Origin of the sequence: Pseudomonas putida, assembly GCF_016406145.1 — a bacterium.
Lineage (GTDB): Bacteria > Pseudomonadota > Gammaproteobacteria > Pseudomonadales > Pseudomonadaceae > Aquipseudomonas > Aquipseudomonas putida_E.
In genome coordinates this window covers 2173824-2185967 of record NZ_CP066306.1, presented here as the reverse complement: position 1 = coordinate 2185967, position 12144 = coordinate 2173824, and the positions used below count along the sequence as shown (strand labels likewise).

Below are 12144 nucleotides of genomic sequence, written 5' to 3'. Positions count from 1 at the left end.
CTGGCCGTCAAGGCTTGGTGATGAGTTCGACCGGGGTCTGGATGACGTTGTCGGCGTCCACGTTCGGCTTCTGGCCCTTGAGCATCTGCAATGCCGCCTGTATGCCGTACACCGCCTGCTGGCTGGCCGCCTGGTCGAGGGTGGCAAGCACGCGGCCATCCTTGAGCATGGGCTTGATGGCGTTGATGTTGTCGTAGCCCACCACTTGCACCTGGCCGGTCTTGCCGGCGGCGCGCACGGCCGAGACAGCGCCCAGGGCCATGCTGTCGTTACCGGCCAGCAGCGCCTTGAGGTCGGGGTATTCGTTGAGCATCGCGGCGGCGACAGCGTTGCCTTTGTCGATTTCCCAGTTGCCCGATTGCACCGAGACAATCTTCATCTGCGCCGCTTCCATGGCGTCCTTGAAGCCGGCGGTACGCTGCTGGGCATTGGTGGTGGTCGGCACGCCTTCGATGATGCCGACCTGGTCACCGGCCTTGAGCTTTTCCTTGGCCAGGTAGTCACCCACCAGGCGCGCGCCCTTGCGGTTGTCGGGCCCGACAAAGGGTACGCTGAGGTTCTTGCTCTTGAGTACGTCGGGGTCCAGGCGGTTGTCGATGTTGACCACCGTGATGCCGGCGTCCATGGCTTTCTTGATCACTGGCACCAGGGCCTTGGAGTCGGCCGGTGCGATGACCAGCGCCTTCGCGCCGGTAGCTATCATCTGTTCGACGATGCGGATCTGGTTGCCGGTGTCGGTCTCGTCCTTGATGCCGTTAGCCACCAGCTCGAATTCATTGGCGTGGTCTTTCTGGTAGGCCTTGGCGCCGTCTTCCATGGTGCGGAAGAATTCGTTGGCCAGCGACTTCATCACCAGGGCGACCTTGGGTTTGTCTTCGGCATGGGCGGCGGACAGAGGCAGGGCAAGCGACAACGAGGAAATGACGGCGAGCGCCAGCAGACGACCGGGAAACGGCAGTTTCATGGGAGATGACTCCGAATTTTGTGGTTTTTATCGGATCGCAAACGTTTGCGTTGGCTAACTATGGAAACAGGACGAGGTTTTGTCAAATCCGTTTCGCTTTTGCGCCTAGTCGCTCATGGCGCAGAGTATCTGGATTTTTCCGAAAAACCGAACAGGTTTTCCTAAGCTTGTTCGGATTGCCGAACCGATGGGGCCGCTGCGCCCCCATTGCCGGAAAGCCCGTGCCATAGGCACAGCGCCGCGCCGGGAAATTACAGCACTCCCTCGAAGATGGTACGAAAACTGCCTTGCACCCCTATGCGACACAGCAAAATCTCATATAGGAAGAGAGAAGAATAATTATGAATGCTGCACTGAAGACCTTCGCACCCAGCGCCCTGGCGCTGCTGCTGATCCTGCCAACCACCGCTTCGGCGAAAGAAGCTCAAACCCAACAGAAGCTGGCCAACGTGGTCATCCTCGCCACCGGCGGCACCATTGCCGGCGCCGGCGCCAGCGCTGCCAACAGTGCCACATACCAAGCGGCCAAGCTGGGCATCGACAAGTTGATCGCCGGCGTGCCGGAGCTTGCCGACATTGCCAACGTGCGCGGTGAGCAAGTGATGCAGATCGCCTCCGAAAGCATCAGCAATGACGACCTGCTCAAGCTGGGCAAGCGCGTCGCCGAACTGGCCGAAAGCAAGGACGTCGACGGCATCGTCATCACCCACGGCACCGACACCCTGGAAGAAACCGCCTACTTCCTCAACCTGGTAGAGAAGACCGACAAGCCGATCGTGGTGGTGGGCTCCATGCGCCCCGGCACTGCCATGTCGGCCGATGGCATGCTCAACCTGTACAACGCCGTGGCCGTGGCCAGCGACAAGCAGTCCCGCGGCAAGGGTGTACTGGTGACCATGAACGACGAGATCCAGTCTGGCCGCGACGTGAGCAAGGCGGTCAACATCAAGACCGAAGCATTCAAGAGCGCCTGGGGCCCGATGGGCATGGTTGTAGAGGGTAAATCGTACTGGTTCCGCCTGCCGGCCAAGCGTCACACCGTCAACTCGGAATTCGACATCAAGCAGATCAGCAGCCTGCCCCAGGTGGACATCGCCTACGGCTATGGCAATGTGACCGACACGGCCTACAAGGCACTGGCACAGAACGGCGCAAAAGCGCTGATTCATGCCGGTACCGGCAACGGTTCGGTGTCGTCGCGCGTGGTGCCGGCGCTGCAGGAGCTGCGCAAGGAAGGTGTGCAGATCATCCGCTCGTCGCACGTCAACCAGGGCGGTTTCGTGCTGCGCAACGCCGAGCAACCGGATGACAAGAACGATTGGGTTGTAGCGCACGACCTGAACCCGCAGAAGGCGCGGATCCTGGCCATGGTGGCAATGACCAAGACCCAGGACAGCAAAGAGCTGCAGCGGATTTTCTGGGAATACTGATTGCCGCATGACAAGGGGCTGGTGTACTGGCTACACCGGCCCTTTAAGCGGTTCCACTCGCCACAAATCGCCCACCCACAGCCCCCGCTTTTTACCTTACACGCAGTTGCGAAATCCCTTACAGTGAAATACTGTATGCGCATACAGCAAAACAAGGAAAAGCCCCGTGGCCAGTACCGCCCCCGCAACGCCGAGCAGTTATGAACTACTGGGTACGCGTATCCAGAAAATCATCAACAGCCCCACCGCTCAACGTAGCCGCGCCGCCCTGATCTTCCGCCTGGAGCAGGAGTCGCCCGACGACTGGGAAACCCTGCTCGAGGAGATCGCCGAGAACGACAACGTCACCCTCGCCCACCGCGACGATGGCGGTGTGCAGATTTTCTGGACGGTGCCGAAGGACGATTGACTGCGCAAAGTCCGCGGCAGAGCGCCAGGCGACAGAAAAGTGCAGGCAAGCTTCAGCCTTCTCGTATATGCCGCTCGCGCCGCTCTTGCCGCTCCTTGGCTTCGATGCTCAACGTGGCTGTGGGCCGTAATAGCAGCCGCCGCAAGCCGATGGGCTCGCCAGTCTCCTTGCACCAGCCATATTCCCCCCGCGACAGGCGCTCCAGCGCTTCGTCAATCTTGTCCAGCAGCTTCTTTTCACGCTCCAACAGGCGCAACTGCCACTGCCGCTGCTCTTCAACGGTGCCGAGGTCCGAAGGGTCGCTGCTGGGTTCGAACTGCCGCATCGCCTCGAACTCGCCCGAGATCCGATCCTGTAGCTCCTTGCGCTGTGACAGCAAAAGCGCGCGGAAGAACGCCTGCTGCGCAGCATCCATGTAGGTTTCATCGGGCAGAGACAGCAGTTCTTGTTCGGTCATGAGCACCTGTTCGAACTTGCGAAACATAGCGTAGGGCCTTCGATTAAATTGTTATGTTATAACACATGACAATTTACGATAGCATACCTACGCCATTTCCAATTTCGAACCCACAGGTAAGCATCCATGAGCCCAGCAACTACCTCGCCCGCCAGCACAGCCCCCTATGCCGACATCGAGATGGCCTGCCTGGCTGGGGCCAAAGCGGCGCTCTATCACTGGGCGGCCACTGTGGCCACCCGTGACGTCGATAAGATTCTGGCGCTTTACGCCTCGGACGCCATCTTGGTGCCCACCCTGTCCAACCAGGTGCGCGATTGCAACGACAGCCGCCGTAATTACTTCGAGAATTTTCTGGCCAACGATGGCCTGGTGTGTGACATCGAGGTTTTCAAAAAACGCGTCAGCCGCAAGCTCGGCACCGTGGTCATCGGTGGCTTGTACACCTTTGCCTTGCGCGAAGGCGATGCTCAGCGCGTGGTACCAGCGCGCTTTCTGTTCACATTCGAGAACATCGATGAACAGTGGCTGATCACTGGCCATCACTCGTCCATCGAAGCTTGAGCCCGAGTTCAGCTCGAGGCCTAGACCAGTGCCTGCAGGTAAGCGCTGGCCTGTCGATAACGGGCCAGCCGCGCCAGGTCGGCAGGGCCTGGGCAGGCGATGCGTGAAAGGTCGCTATTGTCGGCCAGGTCGGCCATTTTGACGGTACGCGCCAGTGGGTCGCAGCCCAGGCGCACGACGAAATCCTCGTAGCTTTCGCCATCACGCCGACTCAAGGCAAGCAAGGCGGCGAGGATCTTGAGCGTGAAGCCCTCGCGGGCAAGGTCGGAAAGTGTCAGCGGCGTGTCTTCGATCACATCGTGAAGCACGGCGACGATGCGCTGTTCGGGCGTGGACACCTGCATCATCACCCGCAGGGGGTGCAGGATGTACGCTGCACCGCCTTTGTCGTATTGCCCTTCATGTGCTTTGGTGGCTACCACGATGGCCCGTTCCAGTGTAGACATGAGGCCCTCCCCGTTTCAGCAGTCTCCCAGAGCAAGCATAGCCCGGTCGGGTTACAGATGACAGGCGTCTGTTCCGGGGCTTTCACAGCCAGTGGGAAAAGGCGGCTCGCCTCTATGCAGGCACCTCAGTGCATGGCTCCCACAGAAGCCATACTACAAAGTGCACTGTGCGCTGTTATCAGCGCTGCGCTCCGTGCTGAATGACAACCGAATCCGTGCCCAGCTTGGCCATGACCTCTGCCTTGCGTGCCTCGGCCTCCTCCTTGGTGGGGAACGGCCCAAGCAGCACCACCGGCTTGCCATTGCGGTATTCGACCGAGGACGGGATGCCCTTCTCGATCAGGCGGGCGGTCATGTCGCTCAATGCGCCCATGTTGGCGCCCTGGATCACCTCGACATCCCAGCCTTGGGGGGCAGGCTGGTCGGCCAGGGCCTCGGCGCGGCGCTGCAACTCGGCGCCCCCGCAGATTTCGCGGATACGCAGGTTGTTGCCGTTGTCGTCGACGATAATGTCGTACTGGCCACCGTCACCCTTGATAGCAACGTAGCTGCGGTAAGCTTCGTACTGCCCGGCGTCGTCCTTGCCACGCACCTGGCCGCAAATGGTGCCCTTGGTGTCGATCCGCACGTTGCCGAACTTGGCGGTCTTAGGGTTGGGCAGGTGCTCGGCCACCTGTTTGTGCACACCTTCGACCTCGTTCTCACAGCCCACCAGGGCCAGCACTGCCATTACCACTGCCAGTTTGCGCACGCGTGTACCTCCCGTTTCGAAGCGGCGGATTCTAGCATGGCGGCCCATGGCCCGGACCGCGACCATACGTTACACCTTGCTACACACCGGACGCCCGTCGGACGCGCACAATGCAAAAAGGGCGATCCTTTCGGATCGCCCTTTCTGATATTTGGTAGGCACAATTGGACTCGAACCAACGACCCCCACCATGTCAAGGTGGTGCTCTAACCAACTGAGCTATGTGCCTGTCGTGTGGTGCGCATATTAGTCACCGAATGCGCACCTGTAAAGCGTTTTTTTCAAAAAAATCAAAAACTTTCAGAAGCCTGCCACATCTGTAGCGCCCGGCCTTTTAAAGAGGCGCACCAACAAAAAAGGCGACCCTTTCGGATCGCCCTTCCTGAGATTTGGTAGGCACAATTGGACTCGAACCAACGACCCCCACCATGTCAAGGTGGTGCTCTAACCAACTGAGCTATGTGCCTGTCGTGTGGTGCGCATTCTACGCATTCCAAAACCGCTGTCAACACTTTTTTTTGAGCTAACCTACTGAATCTTAAACTCTTTATAGAGAAGCTCCGACCAAGAAGCAGTAAAGGATTTTCAACGGACGACTAGCGGGTGTTTATTATTATTGATAGCATCGGTACATTCGTTAAAAATATAAAACACGAGGTTTCTCGAGCATGGCCAATACCCCCTACCCCCAGTCCTACTACGCCGCCTCGGCCAACCCGGTGCCGCCACGTCCGGCGCTGCAGGGTGAGGTGGAAACCGATGTGTGCATCATCGGTGCAGGCTACACCGGCCTGTCCAGCGCCCTGTTCCTGCTGGAAAACGGCTTCAAGGTGAGCATCGTCGAAGCGGCCAAGGTCGGCTTCGGCGCATCGGGCCGTAACGGCGGCCAGATCGTCAACAGCTACAGCCGTGACATCGACGTCATCGAGCGCACCGTTGGCCCCAAGCAGGCGCAGCTGCTGGGCCACATGGCCTTCGAAGGCGGCCGCATCATCCGTGAGCGCGTAGCCAAGTACAATATCCAGTGCGACCTGAAGGACGGCGGCGTATTCGCTGCGCTGACCTCCAAGCAGATGGGCCACCTGGAATCGCAAAAACGCCTGTGGGAACGTTTCGGCCACAATCAGCTGGAGCTGATGGACCAGAAGCGCATCCGTGAAGTGGTCGCCTGCGACAGCTATATCGGCGGCATGCTGGACATGAGCGGCGGCCACATCCACCCACTGAACCTGGCCCTGGGCGAGGCTGCCGCGGTCGAGTCGCTGGGCGGCATCATTTATGAGCAGACTCCGGCCATCCGCATCGAGCGCGGCGCCAACCCGGTTGTGCACACCCCGCAGGGCAAGGTGCGCGCCAAGTTCATCATCGTCGCCGGCAACGCCTACCTGGGCAACCTGGTGCCAGAACTGGCGGCCAAATCGATGCCATGCGGTACCCAGGTGATCACCACCGAGCCGCTGGGCGAGGAACTGGCCCGCACCCTGCTGCCGCAAGACTACTGCGTCGAGGACTGCAACTACCTGCTCGACTACTACCGCCTGACCAGCGACAAGCGCCTGATCTTCGGCGGTGGTGTGGTTTACGGTGCACGCGACCCGGCCAACATCGAAGCGATCATCCGCCCGAAGATGCTCAAGGCCTTCCCGCAGCTCAAGAACGTCAAGATCGACTACGCCTGGACCGGCAACTTCCTGCTGACACTGTCGCGTCTGCCACAGGTTGGCCGGATCGGCGACAACATCTATTACTCGCAGGGTTGCTCGGGCCACGGCGTCACCTACACCCACCTGGCGGGCAAGGTGCTGGCCGAGGCACTGCGTGGCCAGGCCGAGCGCTTCGACGCGTTCGCCGGCCTGCCGCACTACCCGTTCCCGGGTGGCCAGATGCTGCGCGTACCGTTCAGCGCCCTGGGAGCCTGGTACTACAGCTTGCGCGACCGTCTGGGCTTCTGATGATGTTGCCTGCACTGGCCTGATCGCCGGCTTGCCGGGGATCTGGCCTGTGCAGGTGGCTTACCTTTCCAGGCTGTCCACGGCCTGCTTCGCCGCCAATTCCTGGCCCGCACGGGCTAACTCGTCGGCAGCCTGCAGCCAGCGCTGCCGGTCCACCTGGGCCGGCAGTTGCCGCGGCGGCTGTACCAGTATTGCCCAGCTCCCCTCTTGCGCCCACGCCGACGTGAAATCATCGAAGGCCATCATCTGCCGCCGGTGCATCCCTGAACGCAGCAGCACCCTCTGCTTGTAACGGTCAAAACCGATCAGCACCGCGTAGCGCGGCTCGCTCCACCACGCCGAACCTTCCTGAAAACGCACCAGCACCGGGTTGCCTGCAGCGACCTGGGTCAACAGGGCGTCCAGCTGTTTGTCGAGCGGGTATACGACCCTGCCGTAATCGCGAGCCACGCGCGGGATGCCGGTGCCCAGCGACTCGGCGCCCTGCGGCAGGTTCAGCGGCTTGTCCAGCAGCCCTGGGGTGATCGGCGCGCCCTGCTGCGAGAGCAACGCCGCCAGCGCCATGGCCCCACTGTGGTTGGCGTTGCCTCGGTAGAACGGCACGCTGCTGATCTCGACCCGCTGCGCAACGCCCTTGACGGCGGCCGGCGGCGTGCCGGCACAGCCTGAGAGGCTCGCGGCCAGCAGGCAGGCCACCATCAGGCGGCGCGGCTCGAAAACCCGGGACTTGGAGGAAATTTGCACCATGGACACTCGCTTGTTCTGGCGCCAGGCTGGCAACGCCCGGCCTTGAGCCACGATCATAGGACGCCAGGCGACGTGGGTATAGCCCGGTGCGGGCTTGGAACCAAACGAACCAAGCATTAGACCTTCGATAGATGGAACGTCACGCAGCGGGAGCTAGACTAAAGCAATATCTGGAGGGCGAGCCGAAAGCTGGCCCAAGAGAAGGAGGTAGACATGAGCCTGACCATGGCAATCCTCATGCTGGTAGGTATGTGGCTTAGCGTCGCTGCCGCCATGCTCTGGGGTGTACTACGCATCGTGCGGCGTCATGCACAGCATCACCACCTGCCACCGCAGCTTCCGGCCAAGCAGCAGCCGGTCAATCGGGTGCGCCGTCACGCGCAGGCGCATTGATCTTCGCTATTTCCGAGGCCCATCGCCGGCAAACCGGCGATGGGGCTGCATAGCAGCCCTGATAACGCTAACTGACCGGCATTAACCTGCAGGCCTTTTTTTTGATCTCAACAGCTCTAAATGCACTGCCCCTAAACCACATCCTCGAACGGCAAGCCCACGTAGTTCTCGGCAATGTTCACAAGCCCCGCAGGTGAAGACAGGAAATACTCGCGGTCCGCCTCCTGCATCTTCTGCTCCCATGCATCCTTGTGCTCACCAAAGTCATGTAGCAACTGGGTCATGAACCAGCTGAAGCGCTCGCCTTTCCACACGCGGCGCAGGGCCAAGGGCGAGTACTGCTGCAGCAGGTCGGTGCGCCCCTCGCGGTAAACCTTGACCAGAATGCGGTACAGATAATTCACGTCTGAAGCCGCCAGATTGAGGCCTTTGGCCCCGGTGGGCGGGACGATGTGTGCGGCGTCACCGACCAGGAACAGGTGCCCGTACTGCATGGGTTCGACCACCAGGCTGCGCAACGGAGCAATGCTTTTCTCCAGCGCCGGGCCGGTGACCAGGCGCGCTGCCACGTCTTCGGGCAAGCGCGCCTTGAGTTCGGTCCAGAAACGCTCGTCGGACCAATCCTCCACGCGTTCATCCAGCGGTACTTGAAGGTAGTAGCGGCTGCGTGTCTGCGAACGCTGACTGCAAAGCGAAAAGCCACGCTCGTGATGGGCATAGATCAGTTCGTGGTTCACTGGCGGCGTATCGGATAGCATCCCCAGCCAGCCGAACGGGTAAACGCACTCATAGTGCTTGAGTACACCTTCGGGGATGCTCTGGCGGGAAACACCGTGGAAGCCGTCGCAGCCGGCGATGTAATCGCAGTCCAGGCGATGGGTCTGGCCGTCCTTCTCATAGGTTACGTACGGCCGTTCGCCCTTGAGCTCATGGGGCCGGACATTGCTGGCTGAATAGATGATCGGCGCACCACTGGCTTCGCGCGCCTGCATCAGGTCTCGAGTCACTTCGGTCTGGCCATAGACCATGACCGTCTTGCCTCCGGTCAGGCCCTTGAGGTCCAGACGTTGGCGGCGCCCACCGACAAGCAGCTCGACACCTTCGTGTACCAACCCTTCGCGCTCCATGCGCTCGGCAACACCTGCCTCACGCAGCAAATCGACGGTACCTTGCTCGAGCACACCGGCACGGATGCGGCCAAGTACATAGTCAGGCGTCTGTCGTTCAAGAATGACTGTGTCGATGCCGGCCTTGTGCAACAGTTGACCCAGCAGAAGGCCTGACGGACCTGCACCGATGATTGCAACCTGAGTTTTCATTGTTGTTCTCTCGTGTTATTAGATTTCTACTTGCATTTTTACGGGCAGCACGGGCCGATTAGCTGTGCTATCCCATGCAAAATCTGCACTTTTATAAAAAGTGTTCGATTAACGGACAGGCCAGCCCCTCATGAAATCTTCACTCCCCGGCGTCCCGCTGTTTCAGTTGTATGGCGAAAACCAGGCATGGCCCGGTACGGACTTGCTGCATTGCGAGTCGATCCCCGCCCGTAGCCGCCTGCACCACTGGGAAATCAAACCGCACCAACACGCCGAGCTTTTTCAGTTGCTGTATGTGCAACGTGGCCAGGCTCAGGTAGAGATCGAGGGCGTGCGCAGCGCCATTGGCGAAGCGGCAATCCAGGTGGTACCACCGCTGACCGTGCACGGTTTTCGCTTCAGTGCCGATATCCAGGGGCATGTGCTGACCTTCGGCACCGCCCTGGTCGCCAACCTTGAGCAGCGCCTGGGTGCACCGCTGGGGGTGCTGGCCAAGCCTGCCTGTTACCCGTTGGGCAAGGACCGTGTGCCTCTGCGCAGCCTGATCGACACGCTGCAGCAGGAGTACCAAGGCCATGCCCCGGCACGCGCGCCCCTGCTCGAAGCCCTGGTGACCGCGCTGATGGTGTGGATCAGCCGTCGCCAGCAACTGGGCCAGGCGCCACGCAACCGCGACGAACGTGACCGCCAGTTGCTGGGGCAATACCTGCGCCTGGTCGAAGCGCACTACCGTGAGCACCTGTCGGTGGAGGACTTTGCCGCGCGGTTGAAAATCCCGAGCCTGCAGCTCAACCAGCTGTGCCGGGCATTGAGCGGGCAGACCGCACTGCAACTGGTGCACCAGCGGCTGCTGCTGGAGGCACAACGAAACCTGATCTACACACGCATGAGCATCGGGCAGTTGTCGGACAGCCTGGGGTTCAGTGATCCGACCTACTTTGCACGGTTCTTCAAGCGCCTGAGTGGGCAAACACCCAATGGTTATCGTCGCTCAGTGCAGCCTGATTGATTGGCAATGCCTGTACTGGGCGGCAAGGAGCGACACATCTGCAACACCCTGCTTGACGTTTACGTCAACCTGCATTCAGGATACCGTCATACTCAACGCCGAGCCCACGCATGAGCACCCAGACCTACAGCATCTCCGACCTGTCCCGCGAGCTGGACATCACCACCCGCGCCATCCGTTTCTATGAGGAACAGGGCCTGCTCAGCCCGGAGCGCCGTGGCCTGGAGCGCATCTATTCGGCACGCGACAAGGTCAGCCTGAAGCTGATACTGCGTGGCAAGCGCATCGGTTTCTCGCTCGCCGAATGCCGTGAACTGATCGAGCTCTACGACCCCAGCAGCGGCAACCTCAAGCAACTCAACAGCATGCTGGCAAAAATCACCGAGCGCCGCGCCCAGCTTGAGCAGCAGATGCTCGACATCCACCAGATGCAACTGGAGCTGGACACCGCCCAGGAACGTTGTGAACAGGCCCTGGCCGCAACGTTGAACAATAACGACAACCGTTGACCTGCCACAGGAACCCCGCCATGCCTTTGCCCGAAAAAGTCCGCCTGGTCGAAGTCGGCCCCCGCGACGGCCTGCAGAACGAAGCCCAGCCCATCAGCGTCGCCGACAAGGTGCGGCTGGTCGACGACCTTACCGACGCCGGGTTGGCCTACATTGAAGTCGGCAGTTTCGTTTCGCCCAAATGGGTGCCGCAGATGGCCGGCTCTGCCGACGTGTTCGCGGCTATCGAGCAACGCGCGGGTGTTACCTATGCCGCCCTGGCGCCCAACCTGCGCGGCTTCGAAGACGCCCTGGCAGCCGGGGTGAAGGAAGTGGCGGTGTTCGCTGCCGCGTCCGAGGCGTTTTCCCAGCGCAACATCAATTGCTCGATCAGTGAAAGCCTCAACCGTTTCGAGCCGATCATGCAGGCGGCGCGCAGCCACGGTGTGCGGGTACGCGGTTACGTTTCCTGCGTGCTCGGCTGCCCATATGAGGGCAGGGTCAGTGCCGAACAGGTCGCCCCGGTGGCCAAGGCGCTGCACGAGATGGGCTGCTACGAAGTCTCCCTGGGTGACACCATCGGTACTGGCACCGCAGGCGATACCCGCAGGCTGTTCGAGGTAGTCTCGGCGCACGTGCCGCGTGAGCAACTGGCCGGGCACTTCCACGATACCTACGGCCAGGCGCTGGCCAACGTGTATGCCAGCCTGCTCGAAGGCATCAGTGTGTTCGACAGCTCGGTGGCCGGCCTTGGGGGGTGCCCCTATGCCAAGGGCGCCACGGGCAATATCGCCACCGAGGATGTGGTGTACCTGCTGCAGGGGCTAGGGATTGAAACCGGCATTGACCTGGACCGCTTGATCGCTGCCGGGCAGCGGATCAGCAAGGTGCTGGGCCGGGCCAACGGCTCGCGTGTGGCGCGGGCACGCAGCGCACAGTGATTCACACGGTTGTCACGAATGTGTGGGCGAGTGTTACCGCCCCCACAGCCGTCAGCAAAAAATCGGGTAACAGGGAAACAATTCGACAGAATTTCACGTCACCCGAATCATGCAATCCCGGCTAATACATTGATTTTTAAGGGCTTTTAAAAGTTGGCACGGCGCCTGCTATATCTTTGGTACAACAACAACAAAAAATGCGACACCCAATAAAAACAACATGTAACGGCTCTGACATAACAAGAACAACACGGCAGAGGCGTAGCAAGCAGAT

The 12144-nt window shown here is 60.6% G+C and carries 14 protein-coding genes and 2 tRNA genes; 8 read left to right on the top strand and 8 right to left on the bottom strand.

The window, feature by feature from the left end:
* Window positions 1-7: 7 nt before the first annotated feature.
* Window positions 8-964: a sugar ABC transporter substrate-binding protein gene (locus JET17_RS09980; protein ID WP_012313852.1), complete on the bottom strand. Its 957-nt coding sequence runs from the start codon at window positions 962-964 to the stop codon at window positions 8-10.
* A gap of 341 nt (window positions 965-1305) precedes the next feature.
* Here JET17_RS09980 and JET17_RS09975 point away from each other — a divergent pair, with 341 nt between their 5' ends.
* Together JET17_RS09975 and JET17_RS09970 are read left to right on the top strand one after the other, a co-directional pair.
* Window positions 1306-2394 (top strand): asparaginase, encoded by a 1089-nt coding sequence (locus JET17_RS09975; protein WP_012313851.1) that lies wholly within the window; start codon window positions 1306-1308, stop codon window positions 2392-2394.
* 166 nt (window positions 2395-2560) lie between these two features.
* Window positions 2561-2803, top strand: a complete 243-nt coding sequence (locus tag JET17_RS09970; RefSeq protein WP_012313850.1) for a DUF1654 domain-containing protein — start codon at window positions 2561-2563, stop codon at window positions 2801-2803.
* Window positions 2804-2855: 52 nt separating this feature from the next.
* On the opposite strand, the gene dksA is transcribed toward JET17_RS09970, so the two are convergent.
* On the bottom strand, window positions 2856-3260 hold the full coding sequence (gene dksA, locus JET17_RS09965) for an RNA polymerase-binding protein DksA (protein ID WP_042111928.1): 405 nt from the start codon (window positions 3258-3260) through the stop codon (window positions 2856-2858).
* Window positions 3261-3386: 126 nt separating this feature from the next.
* On the opposite strand from dksA, the gene JET17_RS09960 reads away from it, so the two are divergent.
* Entirely contained in the window at window positions 3387-3824 is a 438-nt protein-coding gene (locus tag JET17_RS09960; RefSeq protein ID WP_012313848.1) for a nuclear transport factor 2 family protein, read from the top strand.
* Window positions 3825-3844: 20 nt separating this feature from the next.
* Here the strand turns inward: JET17_RS09960 and JET17_RS09955 are convergent, their stop codons facing one another.
* From JET17_RS09955 to JET17_RS09940, 4 genes are all read right to left on the bottom strand, one after another.
* Window positions 3845-4270 carry a bifunctional (p)ppGpp synthetase/guanosine-3',5'-bis(diphosphate) 3'-pyrophosphohydrolase gene (locus JET17_RS09955; protein ID WP_012313847.1) on the bottom strand — a complete coding sequence of 142 codons (426 nt, stop codon included), beginning with the start codon at window positions 4268-4270 and terminating at the stop codon, window positions 3845-3847.
* A 178-nt stretch (window positions 4271-4448) separates the two neighbouring features.
* The gene (locus JET17_RS09950; RefSeq protein ID WP_042111322.1) at window positions 4449-5021 is read right to left on the bottom strand and encodes an SPOR domain-containing protein; all 573 of its coding nucleotides are present in this window, start codon (window positions 5019-5021) and stop codon (window positions 4449-4451) included.
* Window positions 5022-5173: 152 nt separating this feature from the next.
* Window positions 5174-5250: transfer RNA gene (locus JET17_RS09945), tRNA-Val, on the bottom strand.
* A 161-nt stretch (window positions 5251-5411) separates the two neighbouring features.
* Window positions 5412-5488: transfer RNA gene (locus JET17_RS09940), tRNA-Val, on the bottom strand.
* 201 nt (window positions 5489-5689) lie between these two features.
* Between JET17_RS09940 and JET17_RS09935 the strand changes: the two genes are divergently transcribed.
* A complete protein-coding gene (locus JET17_RS09935; RefSeq protein ID WP_012313845.1) occupies window positions 5690-6973 on the top strand; it encodes an NAD(P)/FAD-dependent oxidoreductase in 1284 nt (427 codons plus the stop codon).
* A 60-nt stretch (window positions 6974-7033) separates the two neighbouring features.
* On the opposite strand, the gene JET17_RS09930 is transcribed toward JET17_RS09935, so the two are convergent.
* A complete protein-coding gene (locus JET17_RS09930) occupies window positions 7034-7777 on the bottom strand; it encodes a peptidase C39 family protein (protein ID WP_042111926.1) in 744 nt (247 codons plus the stop codon).
* Between the two features lie 156 nt (window positions 7778-7933).
* Between JET17_RS09930 and JET17_RS09925 the strand changes: the two genes are divergently transcribed.
* Complete coding sequence (locus JET17_RS09925) at window positions 7934-8113, top strand: hypothetical protein (RefSeq protein WP_012313843.1); 180 nt, start codon at window positions 7934-7936, stop codon at window positions 8111-8113.
* Between the two features lie 131 nt (window positions 8114-8244).
* Here JET17_RS09925 and pobA read toward each other — a convergent pair whose 3' ends face one another.
* On the bottom strand, window positions 8245-9432 hold the full coding sequence (pobA, locus tag JET17_RS09920; protein WP_012313842.1) for a 4-hydroxybenzoate 3-monooxygenase: 1188 nt from the start codon (window positions 9430-9432) through the stop codon (window positions 8245-8247).
* A gap of 130 nt (window positions 9433-9562) precedes the next feature.
* On the opposite strand from pobA, the gene JET17_RS09915 reads away from it, so the two are divergent.
* From JET17_RS09915 to JET17_RS09905, 3 genes are all read left to right on the top strand, one after another.
* Window positions 9563-10441, top strand: coding sequence for a helix-turn-helix domain-containing protein (locus tag JET17_RS09915; protein WP_012313841.1), 879 nt, complete (start codon window positions 9563-9565; stop codon window positions 10439-10441).
* 110 nt (window positions 10442-10551) lie between these two features.
* Window positions 10552-10950 carry a MerR family transcriptional regulator gene (locus JET17_RS09910; protein ID WP_012313840.1) on the top strand — a complete coding sequence of 133 codons (399 nt, stop codon included), beginning with the start codon at window positions 10552-10554 and terminating at the stop codon, window positions 10948-10950.
* Between the two features lie 20 nt (window positions 10951-10970).
* On the top strand, window positions 10971-11870 hold the full coding sequence (locus JET17_RS09905) for a hydroxymethylglutaryl-CoA lyase (protein WP_012313839.1): 900 nt from the start codon (window positions 10971-10973) through the stop codon (window positions 11868-11870).
* Window positions 11871-12144 lie beyond the last annotated feature (274 nt).

Bases quoted from the DNA above. Each gene is read 5' to 3' on its own strand.
- JET17_RS09975 (WP_012313851.1), top strand. From the start codon at position 1,306: ATGAATGCTGCACTGAAGACCTTCGCACCCAGCGCCCTGGCGCTGCTG.
- JET17_RS09910 (WP_012313840.1), top strand. From the start codon at position 10,552: ATGAGCACCCAGACCTACAGCATCTCCGACCTGTCCCGCGAGCTGGAC.
- JET17_RS09915 (WP_012313841.1), top strand. From the start codon at position 9,563: ATGAAATCTTCACTCCCCGGCGTCCCGCTGTTTCAGTTGTATGGCGAA.
- JET17_RS09955 (WP_012313847.1), bottom strand. From the start codon at position 4,270: ATGTCTACACTGGAACGGGCCATCGTGGTAGCCACCAAAGCACATGAA.
- JET17_RS09925 (WP_012313843.1), top strand. From the start codon at position 7,934: ATGAGCCTGACCATGGCAATCCTCATGCTGGTAGGTATGTGGCTTAGC.
- pobA (WP_012313842.1), bottom strand. From the start codon at position 9,432: ATGAAAACTCAGGTTGCAATCATCGGTGCAGGTCCGTCAGGCCTTCTG.
- JET17_RS09980 (WP_012313852.1), bottom strand. From the start codon at position 964: ATGAAACTGCCGTTTCCCGGTCGTCTGCTGGCGCTCGCCGTCATTTCC.
- JET17_RS09905 (WP_012313839.1), top strand. From the start codon at position 10,971: ATGCCTTTGCCCGAAAAAGTCCGCCTGGTCGAAGTCGGCCCCCGCGAC.
- JET17_RS09960 (WP_012313848.1), top strand. From the start codon at position 3,387: ATGAGCCCAGCAACTACCTCGCCCGCCAGCACAGCCCCCTATGCCGAC.
- dksA (WP_042111928.1), bottom strand. From the start codon at position 3,260: ATGACCGAACAAGAACTGCTGTCTCTGCCCGATGAAACCTACATGGAT.
- JET17_RS09930 (WP_042111926.1), bottom strand. From the start codon at position 7,777: ATGATCGTGGCTCAAGGCCGGGCGTTGCCAGCCTGGCGCCAGAACAAG.
- JET17_RS09935 (WP_012313845.1), top strand. From the start codon at position 5,690: ATGGCCAATACCCCCTACCCCCAGTCCTACTACGCCGCCTCGGCCAAC.